Origin of the sequence: Kibdelosporangium banguiense (assembly GCF_017876405.1) — a bacterium.
GTDB classification, from domain to species: domain Bacteria; phylum Actinomycetota; class Actinomycetes; order Mycobacteriales; family Pseudonocardiaceae; genus Kibdelosporangium; species Kibdelosporangium banguiense.
In genome coordinates, this window is record NZ_JAGINW010000001.1 from 8,684,530 (window position 1) to 8,702,056 (window position 17,527).

Genomic DNA, 17,527 nt, shown 5'->3' on the forward strand with positions numbered 1-17,527 from the left:
GACTCCTATCGAAGGTTCCCCGTCGGGCGCCGCGGTGAGGTGGTGCTGAACAAGGCGAGCAGATCGTCCAGCCGGATCACCAGCGTGGCGGCCAACAAACCGGCCACCACCGCCAGCACCACCCCGGGGACGGCGAATCCGCTCGAATCGCCCAGCGATCCCAGGACACACAGCGCGAGCAGGAACAGGTTGCGCACGACGTGCGCGAGTCCGAGTGGTGTGTCACGCGTGCCGAAACAGTGGCAGGGCGCGCGTTCACCACGCCGTAGCATGAGTCCGATTGCGACAGTGAAGATCAGCAGAAGCGCCCCGGCGCCAAGCAGTCCCAGCAGCAGCACGGTTCCGCCTTGACCGAGGACCGCGAGTACGGCGCCCACGGCACAAGCGGTGACGACAGCCGACTCGGCTGCCGTCACCGCGGCCGCAGCCCTGCCACGCCATCGGCGAGGAAGCAGGCTCAGCGGCCCCGCAGTGGCCACGAAGACCTCGAAACGGAGCCTGCTGCGCTTGTTCCACACGGCAGCCAGGAAAACCCCGGCCAGTGTGACGGCACAGGCGAGACTGACATGGTTCATCTGCTGATCAGCAGATCGACGAGCGACACTTGCTGCAGGAGCTCTCGTTCGTCAGGCGGTAGGAGTCGTAGCCGGCGATGCAGCCGCAGTAGATGCCCGTGCACCCCTGCGTGCCGGCCGAGGCGACCACCTTGGGCACCAGCCGGGTCAGCAGCCGATCGCCCAGGTTCCCCAGTTTTTTGAGCACTGGTCCTCCTTGTCGTCGATGGCCGAGAGGCACAAGGAATCATGTTCCGCGACCCCCCGGCCCCAGAGCGGAACGACAACCTACTTTTCGCCGATCCCGGCGGCGTGTCAACGGCCGAAAGAGGCACTCAGCCGGCGGCGGCGCCGAACCACCTGGACAGCCGGCCGAGCAGATCCTGCTGGTGCTCACCGATCCACGCCACGTGGCCGTCGGGCCGCAACAGCACCGCGGGCACGTCCAGCTCCTCGCTGACATCCACGACGTGATCGACTCGATCCGCCCAGCCCGCAACCGAAAGCCGGCCGGTCTGATCCAGCAGCAGCCCGCGGCCGCCGCGCATCAGCTCGTAGAGACGCCCCTGCTTGAGCTCCACATCCCGCAGCCGCCGGCCGAGCAGTTCAGGCCCTTCGCCGAAGTCGTAACGGATCCCGACCGCGATGATCTGCTCGATCAGGTACCGGCGAACCTCCTCGAAGTCCATCAGCTGCGACACCAGCCGGCGCACGGCCTGCGGCCCTGGCTCGGTGGACATCAGCTCCATCTGCGCGCGGGTGTTGTCCAGCACGACGGCGGCCACAGGACGCCGTTCGGTGTGGTAGCTGTCCAGCAACCCTTCCGGTGCCCAGCCGTTGACCTCGGCGGCCAGTTTCCACCCCAGGTTGAACGCGTCCTGGACACCGAGGTTGAGGCCCTGCCCACCGGCGGGCGGGTGGACGTGTGCCGCGTCGCCGGCCAGCAACACCCGGCCACTGCGGTACTGCTCGGCCAGCCGGGTGGCGTCGCCGAAACGCGAGAGCCAGCGCGGTGAGTGCACGCCGAAGTCGGTGCCGGCGGTCGCCCGCAGCTGCTGCTTGACCTCCTCGAAGGTCGGTGGGACCGCGCGGTCCTCGGTCACGCCCTCGGCAGGCACGACAACGCGGTACACCCCGTTGCCCAGGGGCATGGCGCCGAACCGAAGCTGGGTCTTGCGGATTTCGGCCACCACCGCCATCAGCTCCTCCGGCGGTACGGCGACCTCCATTTCGCCCAGCAGCGTCTCGGCTTTGCTTGGCTCACCGGGGAAGTCGATGCCGAGCAGTTTGCGGACCGTGCTGCGGCCGCCGTCGCAACCGACGAGGTAGCGCGAGCGAAGCTGCGTGCCGTCGGCCAGTTCGACGGTCACTCCGTCATCGTCCTGGCTGAGCCCGACCAGCTCACAGCCACGCCTGATCTCGACACCGACCTCGAGGGCGTGCTCGGTCAGCAGGCGGTCGGTGGTGGGCTGCGGGATGCTCAAAACGTAGGGATGTGCGGTGTCCAGCCGCTCCGGCGTCGGCTTGGCGATGCCGGCGAAGAAACTACCGACCGGGTGCTGCTGGCCCACCGCGAGGAACCGTTCCAGCAGGCCACGCTGGTCCAGTACCTCGATGGTGCGCGCGTGCATGCCGAGCGCGCGGACGACCTTGGTCGGCTCGGTGTCCTTCTCCAGCACGAGCGCGTGCACGCCCTGCAATCGCAATTCGCTGGCCAGCATCAAGCCGGTCGGTCCACAACCGGCAACGATCACGTCTATCACGAAACCCCCGCTTCGGCACTGTTCTGGCTTAGGCGGGTGAGTGTGCAGCACAACCCGGGTCTTGCCGCAAGACCCCAGGTGCGCTATACGTTAGAAGAGGCAAGGAACGAGGTTCCTTGCCTTTGCTCATTTTTGTCCATTGCGGACGGACGGGTCGGCGTTCGAGACCGTGCCCAGCACAATCCCTTCAGGGGTCATGAATGTCACGTCGATGTTCGAGAAACTGTTCCGGGTGGCGGCGTCGAGGGTGTCGGCCTGGTCGGGAGACATGAAATCCTTGAACACCGCCTGAACATCGCGGCCCTCCGGAACCTGGATCCACAGTTCTCCCGGCTGGCCGCCGAAACGTGCGGAGGTATCGGCCAACGCGGCCCATAGCCCGTCTTGGCCGCCGCCCAGGACCGCGACGTCCCGCTGCCCCAGCGGCTCTCGGACGTTGCCTTCCAGGAGCATGTCGCTGCGGATCTGGCCGGACTCGTCCCGGTCCTGGTAAGGGATCGAGTGATCGTTGTAGAACTGCACGGCCGCCCCGACGCCCGGTTCGCCGATGATGACCCTGTTGGTGCCGGCGGGAGCCAGTCCGACGGCCAGATCAGCAACAGCCGGGCTGATCTGCGATTGCTGGGTCAGCTGGTCGGCGAGCTGGGCTCGCGCGTCGGCTGTCATCGGCGACGGAGTCCCCGGGCCGGACCCGGCTGGGTTCCACTGGTCGTCGCCGACGTGCAGATCCCAGGTGCGGGCCGGGCTTTGGCTCCACGAAGACTCGGACTGACTGGGCACCGGCCCAGCCGGCGGTGCCGTGTAGTTCGCCAGCTGCAGGTGCGCGCTGTCCTCCGGAACACGTTGAGGCGACCGGGTCGGCTCGACCGTCGTTTCCGCGGCGGGCTGGCCGCCGAAGGTCGCCGCGGTCGTGCTTTCCCTTTGTTCCAACGTGTTCGCGTTGCTCTGGACACCGGTTCCGGTCGCCTGCATCGCGTTGATACCCGACTGCAGAGCGCGGGCCCCGGCTGTGACGAACTGCTCCATCAACGAAGTGAACGACTGGCCGACCTCGCCGAGCGCATCACCGGGCATCTTGGTGTGCGCTGCGTCCGTTATCGCCTGCATCTCGTCTGCGAGCGTGTTCAGTTGCCGGGCGTGTGCGGTCAACGCGTCCGGGACGACTGCGTATCCCTCGCTGGGCGTCATTCCATCACGTTATGGGCCGGCACCTGCCGGACGGGAGGGCTGAACAGACGTCATGACAGCCAGGGTTGACCTCAAGCATTGTTGAGGTTGCAGGCTCGGGGAAGGACACGATCACAACCTTCAGGAGAGCTGATGCACGCCGTTGTTCTGCACACGTTCGGGCCCGCGGAGAATCTGCGGTACGAGACCGTCGAGGATCCCGTCCCCGGGCCGGGGCAGGTACGTATCGCGGTGAAAGCGGCGGGTGTGCACCACATCGAGACCGTGATGCGGGCAGGTGGCGACGGTGGCATGGCGCCGCCGTTGCCGGAACTGCCGGCGATCTTCGGCGGTGAGGTCGCGGGAGTCGTCGACGCCGTGGGGTCTGATGTGGACGCCTCGTGGGTTGGCCGTGATGTCGTGACGCGTTTTGGCACGCCTGGCGGGTACGCGGAGCTGGCGGTCGCGGACGTGGGCTCGGTGCGGGTCATCCCGGACGGACTGGATCACCAGGCGGCGGTCGCGATGGTCGTCACCGGGTTCACCGCGTTGGCACTGCTCCACGTCGCCGAGTTGACGCCCGAGGACGTCGTGCTGGTGACCTCGGCAGCGGGCGGTATCGGCCGTCTGGTCGTGCAGTACGCACGGAACCTGGGTGCGACAGTGATCGGTGCGGCTGGCGGGCCCGCGAAGGTACAAGCGGTGCGTGAGCTGGGCGCGGACATCGCGGTGGACTACAACGAGCCAGGCTGGGCGAAGACGCTCGAGGGCGTCACGGTTGTGCTCGACGGGGTGGGTGGCGACAAGGCGCAGGCCGCGTACGACCGGATCGTGCCGGGTGGACGGTTTGTCAGCATCGGCAACGCGTCGCGGCAGGAGTTCACGCCCGACGCGTCGCGCGATGTCACCGTCACCAACGCCTTGCTGATGATGATCGAAGGCCTGCCGGACGCGCCGGACTTCGAAGGCCAAGCCCTGGCTGCGGCGGCCGAGGGGACGCTTGTGCCGACGGTGCAGGCGTTTCCGCTGTCGCAGGCCGCGGCCGCGCACGCCGCGCTGGCGAGCAGGGCGACGACCGGCAAAGTGGTGCTGGTCCCCTAGTTTCGCAGTCCTGGCTCAACGACGATCACGCTGTTGACGCCGTCGGTTGCCGCGTCCGGGTCGCCGAACCAGTAGCCGCCGTCGCCCAGGTACCGGAAACGAGTCTCGGTACCGGGCGCGGCGGTCCAGGACACCGAGCGGGTGCCGTTGGACCGCTTGCCCAGCACGTGCGTTCCCGGTGTCCAGTCGTTGAAGCAGCCCACGACACTCACTGGGCCTTCGTGCACGTCCGCGGGCAATACCCACGTCACGGTGACCATGCCGTTCTTCTGCGACCGCGTCTTGATCATGGCTACCAGCCAAACACACACCCGCTTTACCCGATCGGGTCACATGCGTGCTCACACACCGTGCACCCGCTTACTTCAAGGTATGTACCCAGTGGGTTTCTATGCTCGAAGGCATGCGCGTGGAGATCTGGAGTGACGTCATCTGCCCCTGGTGCTACATCGGCAAAACGCGGTTCGAGGCCGCGCTGGCCGATTTCGAGCACCGCGACGAGGTCGAGGTCGTCTACCGCTCGTTCGAACTGGATCCCAGCCGCGACACCATCGAGTCCGTCGCTGACATGCTGACCTCCCGCTACGGCCCCCAAGCCGCCGAGATGGAACAGCGCGTCGCCGAGATGGCCCGCGCCGAAGGCCTCGGCTACCGCACCGACCGCGAAGTCGGCAACACATTCGACGTGCACCGCGTACTGCACCTCGCACGCGCCCACGGCCTCGAGCACGAACTGATGACCGCCCTGTTCCACGCCAACTTCGCCGAGGCCCGCTCCCTGTTCACCGGCGACACACTCCTGGACGTCGCGGTCACCGTCGGCCTGGAGAAAGCCGACATCCAACGAGTCCTCGACGACCCGGCCGCCTACGCCGACGACGTCCGCCAGGAGGAACGCGACGCCGCCGAACTCGGCGCCCGAGCCGTGCCCTTCTTCGTCCTGGGCCGCCGCGTCGGCGTGTCCGGCGGCCAGCCCACCGAGGTGTTCGCCCAGGCCCTCCGCCAGGCCTGGGACGCCGACTAGCGTCTCATTGGCGTTTGGCCAGGGCGACGAGGTAGCGGCATGGCGTGTCGGTGGGGTTGATGAACGAGCATGGGGTGGGTGGCCCGAGTTGGAGGCAGTCGCCGGCGTCGAGCTCGTGGTCGGTGTCGCCTTCGCGGAAGCGTAGGTGGCCGGCCAGGATCCAGAGCTGCTGGTGTTTGAAGGTGTAGGAGTCGGCCAGGTAGGAGACCACGGCGCCGGGTGGGAGTTCGACCTCGACCAGTTCGAGCGGGCCGCCGGCGGGCGGGGAGATCGCGCGCCTGACGTAGCCGGTCTCGGGGTCGGTCCAGGTCGGTTGCTCGGCCGCGCGGACCAGGCGCTGACTGGTGCCTTCGGCGCGGGCGACCAGTTCGGACAGGGTCATGCCGAGGGCGGCGGACAGGCGTCCGAGCAGGGCGGCGGTGGGCTGGGCGTCGCCGCGTTCGATCTTGGTGATCATCGCGCGGGAGACGCCGGAGCGTTCGGCCAGGGCGTTGACCGACATGTCCCGGGCGGCGCGGGCCTCACGCAGGGTCGTGGCCAGGGAGTCGGACAGCGCGTCGGTCATGCTTGTCACTATAGCGCCAGTTGTGGCTACTATAGTTTTCATGAAGGTGAGGGACGCGTCGGAACTCGACGCTGAGGCGTGCGCGGCGATCTACGCGCCATACGTCACGGACACCGCGATCACGTTCGAGTACGAACCGCCGACAGTGGCGGAAATGGCGCAGCGCATAGCCAGCGCGCTGAGCACACACGCGTGGCTGGCGCTGGAGGACGACAACGGCCGTGTCATCGGGTACGCCTACGGCGGTCCGTTCAAGGCGCGTGAGGCCTACAGGTGGTCATGTGAGGTCAGCGTCTACTTGGAGCTAGGTGTACGGCGCAAGGGTGGCGGGCGCGCACTGTACGAGGTGTTGTTCGAGCGTCTGACTGAGCGTGGGTACCGCATGGCTGCCGCAGGCATGACGTTGCCGAACGACGCGAGCGAGGGTCTGCACCGCGCGATGGGGTTCGAACCGGTCGGCACGTATCGGCGGATCGGCTGGAAGAACGGCGCGTGGCGCGACGTGGCCTGGGTTCAGCGAGAGCTCGTCGCGGGCGACGACCCACCGAGCTGAATACTTTGCCCTTGAGCTAAGTGTCTCGACCGGCCATACTTAGCCGCATGGCACAGTATTCGGCTGAGATCGACGGGGTGTTCGTCGCGCTCGCCGACCCGACCCGGCGTGGCGTCATCCGGCGTCTTGGCCGCGGCCCGACGAGCGTGGGCGATCTGGCCCGCGAGTTCCCGATGACTCTTCCCTCGTTCATGAAGCATGTGCGGACGCTTGAAGCGAACGGCCTGATCCGCACGGTCAAGTCCGGCCGCGTACGCACCTGCGTGCTAAACCGCGACCGGCTGGCCCTGCTTGAGGACTGGCTCGCCGAGCAGCGCCTGATCTGGGAAGAGCGCACCGACCGGCTCGAACGCCTCGTCACCGACCCCGAGGAGCAGCAACCGTGAACCCCGATCTCGACCTGACCCTGGAGCGGATCATCCGCGCGCCCCGCGCTGTGGTCTGGCAGGCGTGGACCGATCCCGCGCGCTTTGCCCAGTGGTGGCTCCCGGCTCCGACCGTGTGCCGTGTCGACCGCCTGGAGACACGGCCCGGCGGTGCGCTCGTGACACACATGAGCGACGACGGGGTGGAGTTCGTCCCGCACGTCAACGCGAGCTTCCTTGTCGTGGACGAACTTGAGCGGATCGTGTTCACCAACGCGATCGACAGCGCCTGGCGCCCCGCGCAACCCGAGCCGGTCGGCATGACCGCGGAGATCACGCTGGCCGATCATCCCGATGGCACGGACTACCGGGTCCTTGTCCGGCACGGCGATCCGGCCTCCCGCGCCCGCCACGAGAAACTCGGCTTCATCGACGGCTGGGGCACGGTCACCAAGCAACTCGCCGGCCTCGCCGAAAACCAGGCCGCACGATGAAGATCGCCCTCACCGAGTTCGTCACCCTCGACGGGGTCAGCCAGGGCCCCGGCTCACCGGCCGAGGACACCAGCGACGGCTTCACCCGGGGCGGTTGGCTCGTGCCGTACCTGGACGAACTCTTCGTCCGGCGTACTTCCGAGTGGCTGGATCTCGCGGACGGCCTGCTGCTCGGGCGGCGCACCTACGAGGCGTTCGCCCGGGACTGGCCGCGGATCACCGACCCGGACGACCCGTTCACCGAGCGGATGAACGCACTGCCGAAGTACGTGGTGACCAGCACCCTCACCAAAGGAAACTGGCACCCGGTGACCCTGCTGCGCGGCGACCCGATCCAGACCGTGGGGCAACTCAAGACCCAGCCGGGACGGGAACTCCAGATCCACGGAAGCGCAAGACTCGGCAACGCCCTGTTGGCCGCGGGCCTCGTCGACACGCTCCGGCTCGTCGTCGCGCCGACCATGATCGGAACCGGACGGCGGCTGCTGGACCATCCGAACGAATCCATGGGCTTGCGGCTCGTCGGCCACGAAGTGACGGCAAGCGGCATGCTGCTGCTCGAGTACGAACCTTCCGGCGCCGCCCCGGTGGCCGAATACGAGGGCGTCACCGCATTCGTCTCCACTTAGGTCAGGAACTGACCGCAATGACCGAAAAGCTGTGCCGCATGACCAACCAGATCAGCGTGCACCCCTACTTCGGCTATCGCGACGCCCTCGCCGCGATGGAATGGCTGGCCAAGTCCTTCGGGTTCGAGACCACCATGAGCTTCCCCGATGAGCAGGGCGGGATCGCGCATGCCGAGATGCGCCTCGGCGACGCGGTGATCATCATATTCAGCGATGTCGACGGCTATGAACGCGCCCCGCGCAAGGGCGACACCACCGGGCTGGGCATGTATCTGACCCTGCCCGGCAAGGCCGAGGTGGACACCCTCCACGAGCAGGCCGTCGGCAACGGCGCGACCAGCGTGTACGTCCCGGAAGAGACGCCGTGGGGTAACTACCGGGGTCGCGTGATCGACCTTGAGGGTTACGAGTGGAGCTTCGGCGTGCACCGTCCCGGCGAGCCGCAGACCCAGTGGGACTAGCCTTGCCGTAGTCCGCCACCAGAGGAGAACAGCATCAGCGCGATGCCCGAAGGCCTGCGAGCCGACTGTCAGAACTGTTTCGGGCTGTGCTGTGTGGCGCTGCCGTTCGCGGCGTCGGCGGACTTCGCGATCACCAAGGACCCCGGGAAGCCCTGTCCCAACCTGCGGCAGGACTATCGCTGTGGCATCCACAGCACGCTGCGGCAGCAGGGCTTCCCGGGGTGCACGGTGTTCGACTGCTTCGGCGCGGGCCAGAAGGTCTCCCAGGTGACCTTCGAGGGCAACTCGTGGCGCGGCTCCCCCGGCACCGCCAAGCAGATGTTCCAGGTCTTCCCGGTGATGCGTCAGCTGCACGAACTGCTCTGGTACCTGACCGAGGCGTTGACGCTGCCGGCCGCGAGCACGCTGCACGAGCGGCTGCGCGGTGTGCTCGAGGAGACCGAGAAGCTCACGTACGCCGACGCGGAAGTGCTGATCGAGCTGGATGTTCCCGCACACCGGCAGAAGGTCAACGCGTTGCTGCTGGAGACGAGCGAGCTCGTGCGCGGGCGCGGTGGCAAGGACCGGCGCGGCGCGGACCTCATCGGCGCGAGGCTCCGCAACGCCGATCTGCGTGCGGCCAGCCTGCGCGGGGCGTACTTGATCGGGGCCGATCTGCGTGGCGCGGATCTGCGGACAGCCGACCTGATCGGCGCGGACATGCGGGACGCCGATCTTTCGGGTGCCGATCTGACCGGCAGCTTCTTCCTCACCCAGGCTCAGCTCAACGCCGCCCGGGGCGACCGGGCTACGAAGGTCCCTGCCGCGCTGGAGCGGCCCGGCCATTGGGAACAGGCACCTGCCGGCAAGCGCAGGCGATAGCGTGTCGCCGTGCAGATTGGCGTGAACGTCCCGAATTTCGGGCCTGGTACGGACCCCGCGGTGCTGCGTGACTGGGCGCAGACGGTGGAAGGTCTTGGCTACGACTTGCTGATGATGTCCGACCACGTGGCGGTGACGCCGGATGTGGCCGCGCAGTATCCGGCGCCGTTCTACGAGCCGTTCACGACGTTGTCGTGGCTGGCCGGGATCACCAGCCGTGTCCTGCTCGGCACGACCGTGCTGATCGTGCCGTACCGCCATCCCCTCCTCACCGCGCGGATGGCCGCGAACCTCAACCAGCTCAGCGGTGGCCGGCTGATCCTCGGCGTCGGCGTGGGCTGGGCGCGTCAGGAGTTCGAGGCGCTCGGTGTCCCCTTCGAGCGTCGCGGCAAGATCACCGACGAGTACATCCAGGCGATGCGTGCCGCGTGGGAGAACGAGGCGGATTACGGCAAGGGACGGATCCCCATCTGGGTCGGCGGCAACAGCGATGCCGCGTTGCGGCGCGCGATCCAGCTCGGCGATGCGTGGCATCCGTTGCGGGTCACGCTGCCGTGGCTGCGCTCTGTGCTCCAGGAGCAGACCGTGCCCTTGTTCGCACCCCGCATCACGCTGCGCCTGACGTCGGAGCCCGTCACCGATCCGGACCGCACCGCAGGCGTGGGCACGATCGAGCAGATCGTCGACGACCTGTCGCAGCTACGTCAGCTGGGCGCGCACACGGTCCTGCTGGACACGTTCGGTGGAGACCCTGACGAGACAACACGTCCGCACGTGGCCTGGCAAGCCCTGGCGACGGTAGCCGCGAACTGGAGGGAATCCGCATGACACCCCTTGTGTCAACCTCACGATCGAAATCAGGTCTAGTGCTTCCCAGCTGCACCTCAGGGGAACGTGACGCAAGCCAGCCACCGGTACGCACCGAACTGAACCGTGCCAACCCAACGCGACCAAACATTGAAATCCGGGGAGGCGGAACTGCATGACAGTCACACCCGACGACGAGACACACCTGCGCCGCGCCATCGCGTTGGCCGCGCACGCCCGCGCAACCGGCGACGCACCGTACGGCTCGTTGCTCGTCGGCCCGGACGGCTCCGTTCTCGCCGAGGCCCACAACACCGTGACCAGCGACAACGACATCAGCGCCCATCCGGAACTGAAGATGGCCAAATGGGCGGCGAGCAACCTCGACGGGGACACCGCCGCCAAAACCACGATGTACACCAGCTGCCAACCCTGCGGCATGTGCACCGGCGCGATCCAGCGCTCCGGCCTGGGCCGCGTGGTGTTCGCACTGGCCACCGACCAATTGCTGCAGCTCAACCCAGGCGGCGGCTGGCCCACCGTGCAGCAGGACGGTCCCGCGCTGTTCGACGAGGCACGCGTCCCGATCGACGGCTTTTACAGCTAGGGTTTCGCGGCTTCGAGTTCGTCCACGGTGCCGGACATGATGGTGCACACGTGCGCGTCGATGTGTTCGGCGGGCCAGTCCCACCAGGCCAGGGCGACCAGGCGGTCGATGTCGGGCTGGGGATAACGGGTGCGGATGACTTTGGCCGGGTTGCCGCCCGCGATGGCGTAGTCCGGGATGTCGCTGGTGATCACCGATCCGGCGGCGGCGATGGCGCCGTGCCCGATCTTCATGCCCGGCATGACCGTGACGTTCATGCCCAGCCAGACGTCGTTGCCGACAATGGTGTCGCCCCGCACGGGCAGGCCGGTCAGCAGGTCCATGTGCTGGGCCCAGTCGCCGCCCATGATCGGGAAGGGGTAGGTCGACGGGCCGTCCATCCGGTGGTTGGCGCCGTTCATGATGAACCGCGTGCCTGCGGCGAACGCGCAGAACCTGCCGATGATCAGCTTGTCCGGGCCGTAGTGGTAGAGGACGTTGTTGGTCTCGAAGCCCGTGGCGTCGTGCGGGTCGTCGTAGTAGGAGTACTCCCCGACCTCGATCAACGGCGAGGTCAGCAGCGGCTTGAGTTGCACCACCCGGGGCTGGCCGGGCATGGGGTGCAGGACTGTGGGATCGGCGGGCATGTTGACCATGTTTTCAGCCCGGCACCATGATGTCTCTTGCCACTACGTTCCGTGTCATGAACACCACCCTGCAAGGACTCCTGGTGATCACACGAATCGTGACCGCGTCCGCGGCCGTCCTGACACTGGCCGGTTGCGGCGGCTCAGAGCCCGCTCCTACATCCGCGCCGCCGCCACCGCCGTCATCCCAAGTCCACGTGGCCACAGATCCGTGCACGCTGCTGACCGACGCCGAGGCCAGCGCGCACGTCGGCACGGCCGTGAAAGCCACGGTCGACGACCTGCCCAACGTCGGCCGCGGCTGCCGCTGGGAGGCCCCGGGCGGCGACGCCTACCTCAGCCTCAACCTCAACACCCCGGAGTTCCCGGACGTCACCAGCGCGCGACGAACCCTCGACATCGGCGCCAAGAAGGGCTCGGTCCTGGCCGACGACGGCCTGTACTGCCTGGTGTATGTCGGCAACGGCACCCCGTGGCTGCAGTTCAGCAGCCAGTCCGCGCAGGCCGGTGCACTTGATCCGGCACCGAAGACCTATGAGTGCGACCGGTCGGTGCCGGTGTTGCAAAAGGTGGTCACCAACCTCAAATGGTGAGGTCAGAGGCTAGTCTCAAGGTGTACTTGAGGGTGCGAGTCTCAACGTCTGGTTGAGGGTTTCAACGGGCCGGCGCCTCACCCCGGGCACAGGATTCGGCCCGTTCCAGCAGCAATGTCCGCTCGCGTGCGTTGGCCGTCAGCGACGCGGCCCGTTCGAACTGCGTGCGGGCCTCCTCGAACCGGCCGAGTTTGGCCAGCAGGTCACCGCGCACCGTGGGCAGCAGGTGATACGACTTCAGGCTGGGTTCGTCGACCAGCATGTCCGCCAGTTGCAGGCCGACTTCCGGGCCGAACGCCATCGACAACGCGACCGCCCGGTTGAGCTCCACGATCGGCGACGGCATCAGGTCCGCCAGCTCGGCGTACAACGCGGCGATGCGCGCCCAGTCGGTCTCCTCAGCGGTTTTCGCCCGGGCGTGACACGCGGCGAGCGCGGCCTGCAGGGTGTACGGCCCGCGGGTGTCGCTGAGTTCCTCGGCTCGTTGCAGCGCGGCCAGTCCGCGGCGGATGAGCATGTGGTCCCAGCGTGCGCGGTTCTGCTCCAGCAGCAGGATCGGCTCGCCCTGGGCGTCGGTCCGGGCCTTGGCGCGTGAGGCCTGGATCTCCAGCAGCGCCACCAGGCCGTGGACCTCGGCGTCCTTGGGCGTCAGGCCGGCCAGGACACGGCCCAGCCGCATCGCCTCCGCGCACAGCGTCGGGCGCATCCAGTCGTCGCCCGCGGTGGCCGAGTAGCCCTCGTTGAAGATCAGGTAGATCACTTCGAGGACCGAGGCCAGCCGGCCGGCCCGTTCGTTCGCGGCCGGGACCTCGAAGGGGACCTTGGCGTCGGCCAGGGTCCGCTTGGCGCGCACGATGCGTTGCTGGATGGTCGACTCGCCCACCAGGAACGCGCGGGCGATCTCCTTGGTGGACAGGCCACCCAGCATCCGCAGCGTCAGCGCGACCCGGGCCTCGGTGGACAGCACCGGGTGGCACGCGGTGAACACCAGGCGCAGCACGTCGTCGCCGATGTCGTCGTCCAGCGCGGCGTCGATGTCCGGCTCGGGACTGGCTCCGCCGGTCTCGATCTCGTGCCCGAGCTCCTGCACCTTGCGCGCCAGCACCTGCTCACGGCGGACATGGTCGATGGCCCGGCGTTTGGCGGTGGTCATCAGCCAGGCGCCCGGATTCTGCGGCACGCCTTGCTCCGGCCACTGCTCCAACGCGGCGACCAGGGCGTCCTGCGCCAGTTCCTCCGCCCGGCCGACGTCCCGCACGATGCGCGCCAGCCCGGCGATCACCCGGGCCGACTCGATCCGCCAGACCGCGTCGATCGCCTGATGGGTCTCGGTAACCGTTGGCACGCCTGTCACGATCCCGCATCTAACCACCAGGCACCGACACTCTGGGGCCTTTCACCTCACAGCGCCGATCCAGTCCAGCCCGGCGACCGCGTCAGGCCGGCTCCCTGCGCTTGGCGAAGAACTCCTGGACGTCCGGGACGAGCAGATCGGGCACCTCCAGTGCGGGGAAGTGGCCGCCGCGGTCGAACTCGGTCCAGTGGGCGATGGGGTGTTGCTGTTCGGCCAGTGCGCGGGCCGGCAGGACGAGTTCGTGCGGGAACACCGCGACCCCGAGCGGGACTGCGCAGGCGATGGGTTTGGCGCGGGTGGCCTGGGATTCGTAGTACATGCGGGCCGAGGAGCCCGCGGTGCCGGTCAGCCAGTAGAGCGAGATGTTGGTCAGCAGCCATTCGGGGTCGATGGTGCTGGTGGGGTCGGTCCATTCGGTGAACTTCTCCGCGATCCAGGCCAGCTGGCCGACGGGGGAATCGGTCAGTGCGTAGGACAGTGTCTGCGGCCGGGTGGCTTGCTGGCGCATGTATCCGGCCGGGGCGGCCAGGTACTTGCGCATCCTCTCCACCCGGGCCTCGTCCTCGGGCGACAGTTCGACAGGCTCCCTCGGCACGGTGGGCAGGAAGTTGACGTGCACGCCGACAACGCGATCCGGCGCGAGCGCGCCGACCGCGCGGGAGATGATCGATCCCCAGTCACCGCCCTGCGCGCCGTATCGCGAGTACCCCAGCCGGTCCATGAGCTGTACCCAGGCAGCGGCGACGCGGTGGATCTCCCAGCCGGCCGAGGTCGTCGGGCCGGAGAACCCGAAACCCGGGATCGCGGGGATGACCAGGTCAAACGCGTGGGCGGGGTCGCCGCCGTGGGAGCGTGGGTCGGTCAACGGCCCGATCGTGCCGAGGAACTCCAGCACCGAGCCGGGCCAGCCGTGGGTGAGCAGCAGCGGTAAGGCGTCCGGCTCCGGCGACCGCACGTGCAGGAAGTAGATCTTCTGGCCGTCGATGACCGTGGTGAACTGCGGCAACTCGTTGAGCCGGGCCTCGTGTTCACGCCACGAGTACCCGGTCTGCCAGTGGGCCGCGAGCTCCCGCAGGTACTCCAGCGGCACGCCGTAGTCCCAGCCCGCGCCGGGCAACTCGTCCGGCCAGCGGGTCCTGGCCAGCCGGTCCCGCAGGTCGTCGAGGTCGGCCTGCGGGACTTCGCTGCGGAAGGGGTCGATGTCACTGCTCATGGTGGTGACGCTAGACGCCTGCACCGACAGTTTTCCTGATCAGCAGGAAACCCAGGACAGAAGATACGAACCCGGCCACGGCGGCGGTCAGGTAGACCAGGTTGAGGCCGTCGGCAGGGCTTACGCCTGACTCGTACACGAGCCCCAGCACGGCCACGCCGACGCTCTGGCCGAGCTGACGGCAGGTGGTCATGGCGCCGACGGCGATGCCGAACCGTTCCGGCGCAACAGATCCCAGCAACGCGCCACCCATCGACGGCATCACCAGCCCGACGCCCACGCCTGTCACGACGAGCCCGGCCAGGATCGACACCGTCGTGGAACTCTCATCCAGACCGGCCTGCAGGGCGCACCCGGCACCGGCCAGGAGCAATCCCGCGCTGATCATGATCCGGGGCGTGACGTCGTGCAGCAGCCGCCCGGCCAGCGTGGAGGTCACGAAGATGCTCAGTGCCAAGGGAACCAGCGCGAGACCGGCCCGGACAGGGCCGAGCCCCAGCGTGGACTGCAGCCATACCGAGCTGTAGACCAGGCAGGCGAACACGCTGGCCGACACCCCGGTGCACACCATGATCGCGTTGAACGAGGACCCGCGGAACAGCCCGATGAGCCCGAACAGGTCGAACTTCTTGTCGCGGTTGCCATCCGCGGACCGGATGCGCAGCGTCGCCACGACGGTGAGCACCACCAGCGGCAGGTTGATCAGGAAGATCGCGCGCCAGCTCCAGAACTGGGTGAGCACGCCGCCCAGCATCGGCCCGGCAGCCGCGGCAAGCCCGTTGACCGCGCCCCAGATACCCATCGCGACACCGCGGTCACGACCGGAATAGCAGCTGCCGATCAGGGCGAACGTGGTCACAGCCATCGCCGCCCCGCCGACCGCCTGCACACCCCGGGCCGCGATCAACACCTCGATCCCTGGTGCCACACCGCAGACGAACGACGCGGCCAGGAACACCCCGAGCCCTGCGAGATACACCTTGCGATGGCCGTATCGGTCCGCAATGGACCCTGCGGGCAGCATCAGCACGGCAAGCACGAGCGTGTACACGGTGAGGACCCACTGCAGCCCGCTCAGCGGCGCCGCGAACGAGCGCCCGATGTCCGGTAGCGCGACGGTCACCGCGGTGGTGTCGATCAGGAACAGCAGCGATCCCAGGCAGATCGCGACGAGTGGAATCCACTTCCGCATGGTTCTCCTTACGTGGACGAGGCCCCAAGGTTCAGGCCGTCACGTCGATCGCCATGCCATCAGCCGCCCTCTGTGCAGGAAACTGTCACCAGTTAGGCTTGACTGGTGGATACCGTCATATTGGACGACGTCGACCGAGGCCTCGTGCACGCGCTGCAGATCGACGGCCGGGCTCCGCTGAGGACCATCGCGAGCGTCATCGGCGTCTCGGAGAACACGGTCGCGCGGCGCTACCAGCGGCTTCGTTCCGCGGGGGTCATGCGGGTCGTGGGCGCGATCAATGGCGCTCGCCTCGGCTATACGGCGTGGACGCTGCGCCTGCAGTGCACGCCGGACGCCGCGACCGCGGTGGCCGCGGCGTTGGCGGACCGACCGGACACCTCGTGGGTGTACTTGCTGTCCGGCGGCACCGAGATCTCCTGCAACACGCAGGCTCGCAGTGTCGGCGACCGGGACGCGCTGCTGTTGTCGAAACTGCCGCGCACCAGGCGTGTGACGTCCGTGTCGGCGCATTCCATCCTGCGTGCGACCGCGTTGCCAACCATGTGGTCAGGCCTGCATTGGCTCAACGCGGACCAGGTCGACGCGCTGCGGCCGGAACCACCGGCCGTGGACGACACACCGATCACGTTGGACGCCGGCGACAAGGCGTTGCTGGGGGCGTTGTCACTCGATGGCCGGACGGGGTACGCGGAGCTGGCGTCGGTGACCGACTGGTCGGACTCGACGGTCAAACGGCGGATGGATCACTTGCGGCGCAGCGGAGTCCTGTCCTACATGCTCGACATTCCGCCCGCGGCGCTGGGTTTCCACGCCGAGGCCCGGCTCTGGATGAGCGTGCAGCCGTCGCGGCTGGTCGGCACCGCCGAGACTCTCGCGAATCACCCGGAAGTGTCATTCGCGGCGGTCACCACGGGCGCGACCAACCTCACCGCGGCGGTCAACTGCCGTGACACCGGCGATCTGTACCGGTTTCTGACCGAGCGGGTGTCCGCGTTGGACGCGACCTGGGCGATGGAGACCGCCCCGGTGATCAGGACGGTGAAGCGGGCCGGGACGGTGCTGCCCGTGTGAGGCGCAGCTCAAGCCCGTCGAGGATGATCTCCAGGCCGAGGCTGAATTGATCGGCGTCGAATTGATCTGGGGCCTGCGGGTCCTGTGTGGAGTCCAGGACGTGCGCGGTGAGCAGTCGCGCGATGCCTGCCGCTTCGGCTTCGGCGAATCCGGCGTGGCGCAGGATCCGGAGCGTGGCCTCGAGGTGCCCGAGCCTGCGCGGGCCGATGGGTGGCCGTTCACGCAGCAGCGCCGCGGCGTCCCGGTGCGACAGCAGGAGATCACGGAACCGCCGGAGGCTGATGGTCAGCTGCTCGCGCCAGGTCAGGGCCGGATCGATGGTGGCCGGACCGGCGCAGATCGCCTCGGCCACCAGGTCGAGCAGTTCGGCCTTGTTCTTCACGTGCCAGTAGAGCGTGGGCGACTGCACGCCCAGCCTGGCCGCCAGCCGCCGGGTGCTCAGCTCGGCCAGGCCCACCTCGTCGAGAAGTTCCACGGCCACATCGGTGATTCGCTGGATGTCGAGTCGCGCCACACACCGGACT

At 68.0% G+C, this 17,527-nt stretch carries 23 protein-coding genes; 12 read left to right on the top strand and 11 right to left on the bottom strand.

Translation table 11 applies throughout. From position 1 onward, the window contains the following. Positions 1 to 5: 5 nt before the first annotated feature. From JOF56_RS39455 to JOF56_RS39470, 4 genes are all read right to left on the bottom strand, one after another. On the bottom strand, positions 6 to 575 hold the full coding sequence (locus JOF56_RS39455; RefSeq protein WP_209644507.1) for a MauE/DoxX family redox-associated membrane protein: 570 nt from the start codon (positions 573 to 575) through the stop codon (positions 6 to 8). A gap of 7 nt (positions 576 to 582) precedes the next feature. Beyond that, entirely contained in the window at positions 583 to 762 is a 180-nt protein-coding gene (locus JOF56_RS39460; protein WP_209644508.1) for a hypothetical protein, read from the bottom strand. A gap of 127 nt (positions 763 to 889) precedes the next feature. Next, a complete protein-coding gene (rox, locus tag JOF56_RS39465; protein WP_209644509.1) occupies positions 890 to 2,317 on the bottom strand; it encodes a rifampin monooxygenase in 1,428 nt (475 codons plus the stop codon). Between the two features lie 126 nt (positions 2,318 to 2,443). After that, positions 2,444 to 3,505, bottom strand: a complete 1,062-nt coding sequence (locus tag JOF56_RS39470) for a WXG100 family type VII secretion target (RefSeq protein ID WP_209644510.1) — start codon at positions 3,503 to 3,505, stop codon at positions 2,444 to 2,446. Positions 3,506 to 3,637: 132 nt separating this feature from the next. Here JOF56_RS39470 and JOF56_RS39475 point away from each other — a divergent pair, with 132 nt between their 5' ends. Further along, a complete protein-coding gene (locus tag JOF56_RS39475; protein WP_209644511.1) occupies positions 3,638 to 4,585 on the top strand; it encodes a zinc-binding dehydrogenase in 948 nt (315 codons plus the stop codon). Here JOF56_RS39475 and JOF56_RS39480 read toward each other — a convergent pair. After that, a complete protein-coding gene (locus JOF56_RS39480; RefSeq protein WP_209644512.1) occupies positions 4,582 to 4,875 on the bottom strand; it encodes an early set domain-containing protein in 294 nt (97 codons plus the stop codon). The two genes, JOF56_RS39475 and JOF56_RS39480, sit on opposite strands and share 4 nt — an antisense overlap. 113 nt (positions 4,876 to 4,988) lie before the next feature. Between JOF56_RS39480 and JOF56_RS39485 the strand changes: the two genes are divergently transcribed. Then, positions 4,989 to 5,609, top strand: coding sequence for a DsbA family oxidoreductase (locus JOF56_RS39485; protein WP_209644513.1), 621 nt, complete (start codon positions 4,989 to 4,991; stop codon positions 5,607 to 5,609). A gap of 4 nt (positions 5,610 to 5,613) precedes the next feature. On the opposite strand, the gene JOF56_RS39490 is transcribed toward JOF56_RS39485, so the two are convergent. Continuing rightward, positions 5,614 to 6,174, bottom strand: coding sequence for a helix-turn-helix domain-containing protein (locus tag JOF56_RS39490; RefSeq protein WP_209644514.1), 561 nt, complete (start codon positions 6,172 to 6,174; stop codon positions 5,614 to 5,616). A 40-nt stretch (positions 6,175 to 6,214) separates the two neighbouring features. Between JOF56_RS39490 and JOF56_RS39495 the strand changes: the two genes are divergently transcribed. The 8 genes from JOF56_RS39495 to JOF56_RS39530 all read left to right on the top strand — a co-directional run bounded on the left by JOF56_RS39495 (position 6,215) and on the right by JOF56_RS39530 (position 10,951). Continuing rightward, positions 6,215 to 6,727, top strand: a complete 513-nt coding sequence (locus JOF56_RS39495) for a GNAT family N-acetyltransferase (protein ID WP_209644515.1) — start codon at positions 6,215 to 6,217, stop codon at positions 6,725 to 6,727. Between the two features lie 47 nt (positions 6,728 to 6,774). Beyond that, complete coding sequence (locus JOF56_RS39500; protein ID WP_209644516.1) at positions 6,775 to 7,113, top strand: ArsR/SmtB family transcription factor; 339 nt, start codon at positions 6,775 to 6,777, stop codon at positions 7,111 to 7,113. Continuing rightward, positions 7,110 to 7,586: an SRPBCC domain-containing protein gene (locus JOF56_RS39505; RefSeq protein ID WP_209644517.1), complete on the top strand. Its 477-nt coding sequence runs from the start codon at positions 7,110 to 7,112 to the stop codon at positions 7,584 to 7,586. The genes JOF56_RS39500 and JOF56_RS39505 overlap by 4 nt, the downstream gene beginning before the upstream one ends. After that, entirely contained in the window at positions 7,583 to 8,215 is a 633-nt protein-coding gene (locus JOF56_RS39510; RefSeq protein WP_209644518.1) for a dihydrofolate reductase family protein, read from the top strand. Before JOF56_RS39505 ends, JOF56_RS39510 begins: the two co-directional genes overlap by 4 nt. 17 nt (positions 8,216 to 8,232) lie before the next feature. Continuing rightward, on the top strand, positions 8,233 to 8,676 hold the full coding sequence (locus JOF56_RS39515) for a VOC family protein (protein ID WP_209644519.1): 444 nt from the start codon (positions 8,233 to 8,235) through the stop codon (positions 8,674 to 8,676). A 42-nt stretch (positions 8,677 to 8,718) separates the two neighbouring features. Then, positions 8,719 to 9,537, top strand: a complete 819-nt coding sequence (locus JOF56_RS39520) for a pentapeptide repeat-containing protein (protein ID WP_209644520.1) — start codon at positions 8,719 to 8,721, stop codon at positions 9,535 to 9,537. Between the two features lie 9 nt (positions 9,538 to 9,546). Further along, positions 9,547 to 10,365 carry an LLM class flavin-dependent oxidoreductase gene (locus JOF56_RS39525; protein WP_209644521.1) on the top strand — a complete coding sequence of 273 codons (819 nt, stop codon included), beginning with the start codon at positions 9,547 to 9,549 and terminating at the stop codon, positions 10,363 to 10,365. Between the two features lie 154 nt (positions 10,366 to 10,519). Further along, the gene (locus tag JOF56_RS39530; RefSeq protein ID WP_209644522.1) at positions 10,520 to 10,951 is read left to right on the top strand and encodes a nucleoside deaminase; all 432 of its coding nucleotides are present in this window, start codon (positions 10,520 to 10,522) and stop codon (positions 10,949 to 10,951) included. On the opposite strand, the gene JOF56_RS39535 is transcribed toward JOF56_RS39530, so the two are convergent. Next, positions 10,948 to 11,577 (bottom strand): CatB-related O-acetyltransferase, encoded by a 630-nt coding sequence (locus JOF56_RS39535; protein ID WP_209644523.1) that lies wholly within the window; start codon positions 11,575 to 11,577, stop codon positions 10,948 to 10,950. The genes JOF56_RS39530 and JOF56_RS39535 overlap by 4 nt on opposite strands. A 56-nt stretch (positions 11,578 to 11,633) precedes the next feature. On the opposite strand from JOF56_RS39535, the gene JOF56_RS39540 reads away from it, so the two are divergent. Next, positions 11,634 to 12,170 carry a DUF3558 family protein gene (locus tag JOF56_RS39540; RefSeq protein WP_209644524.1) on the top strand — a complete coding sequence of 179 codons (537 nt, stop codon included), beginning with the start codon at positions 11,634 to 11,636 and terminating at the stop codon, positions 12,168 to 12,170. A gap of 61 nt (positions 12,171 to 12,231) precedes the next feature. On the opposite strand, the gene JOF56_RS39545 is transcribed toward JOF56_RS39540, so the two are convergent. The 3 genes from JOF56_RS39545 to JOF56_RS39555 all read right to left on the bottom strand — a co-directional run bounded on the left by JOF56_RS39545 (position 12,232) and on the right by JOF56_RS39555 (position 15,929). Next, positions 12,232 to 13,524 (bottom strand): RNA polymerase sigma factor, encoded by a 1,293-nt coding sequence (locus JOF56_RS39545; protein WP_372448296.1) that lies wholly within the window; start codon positions 13,522 to 13,524, stop codon positions 12,232 to 12,234. Between the two features lie 82 nt (positions 13,525 to 13,606). Next, positions 13,607 to 14,737, bottom strand: a complete 1,131-nt coding sequence (locus tag JOF56_RS39550; RefSeq protein ID WP_209644525.1) for an epoxide hydrolase family protein — start codon at positions 14,735 to 14,737, stop codon at positions 13,607 to 13,609. A gap of 10 nt (positions 14,738 to 14,747) precedes the next feature. Next, entirely contained in the window at positions 14,748 to 15,929 is a 1,182-nt protein-coding gene (locus JOF56_RS39555; protein WP_209644526.1) for an MFS transporter, read from the bottom strand. Between the two features lie 105 nt (positions 15,930 to 16,034). On the opposite strand from JOF56_RS39555, the gene JOF56_RS39560 reads away from it, so the two are divergent. After that, positions 16,035 to 17,003 (top strand): Lrp/AsnC family transcriptional regulator, encoded by a 969-nt coding sequence (locus JOF56_RS39560; protein ID WP_209644527.1) that lies wholly within the window; start codon positions 16,035 to 16,037, stop codon positions 17,001 to 17,003. Here the strand turns inward: JOF56_RS39560 and JOF56_RS60355 are convergent. Next, positions 16,963 to 17,517, bottom strand: coding sequence for a TetR/AcrR family transcriptional regulator C-terminal domain-containing protein (locus tag JOF56_RS60355; protein ID WP_209644528.1), 555 nt, complete (start codon positions 17,515 to 17,517; stop codon positions 16,963 to 16,965). The genes JOF56_RS39560 and JOF56_RS60355 overlap by 41 nt on opposite strands. Positions 17,518 to 17,527 lie beyond the last annotated feature (10 nt).